Annotated in this window: 1 protein-coding gene; it reads left to right on the top strand. The window is 52.2% G+C overall.

The window, feature by feature from the left end; genetic code table 11:
- Positions 1 to 346 precede the first annotated feature (346 nt).
- Positions 347 to 745, top strand: coding sequence for a hypothetical protein (locus tag DMG62_25230; protein ID PYY18822.1), 399 nt, complete (start codon positions 347 to 349; stop codon positions 743 to 745).
- Positions 746 to 760: the final 15 nt, after the last annotated feature.

Raw genomic sequence — 760 nt, 5'->3', positions numbered from 1 at the left:
CACGAAATGAAAATCGTGAAAGAGGGAAGAACCCGCTGCCAACGGTCAGCGCGGACTTTTCTATGGGTTGCGACACTCGTCAAGAAGCGAATCGCGGTCGAGCAACCCGAAGTGATGAACGCCGTATGTCTATTTGCGAGCGTGCCGCGCCATCACGCTACAAGCTTCGTATATCGCTTCGAGTGCAACTAAATCGCCGGAGACGTTCAGCTTGTCTCCCACGACACGCTAGTCGCCGGAAGCATCTGTTACATCCACCGGATAGCGGGAACTCATTTGGTGGCCAGCGAACTTTAACGATTGAAGAACGGCAAATTCTAATTTATCAGTAACAGCCATACCCTTTATGAAAGTAACGACTTCGATCGGAATCGTTGTAACATGTCTCTTCTTGGCTGCGTGTGAGAAGCATGCTGAATCGACGGCTGGAACAACGACGCCTGAAGCTGCCGCTGCCGCGTCGCCAATCGCTGGTACTAGCCCGAGCATAGCGGCGGCACCCAATCCCGTTCCGGCGGGAAGCGGTGCGGGAGCGACCACAATTAAATGGACAACCGGTGATGGAACAACCGGAAACGTTTTCGTCTCGGAAACTGGAGCTGAAGAAAAACCTTTTACCTCAGGACCAACCGGTTCATCTGACGCACCTTGGATTCAAATCGGCGTAAACTACGAATTTCGCCTCTACAATTCAGATCACACGAAACTTCTCGCGAAAGTCACTGTCACCAGAGCAGCTCAGTGATATCTCGGCAGATCC

This window comes from Acidobacteriota bacterium (genome assembly GCA_003225175.1).
In the GTDB taxonomy this organism is placed as follows: domain Bacteria; phylum Acidobacteriota; class Terriglobia; order Terriglobales; family Acidobacteriaceae; genus Gp1-AA112.
The sequence above is the reverse complement of the archived record's forward strand: the minus strand, read 5'-3'. Positions and strand labels throughout refer to the sequence as shown.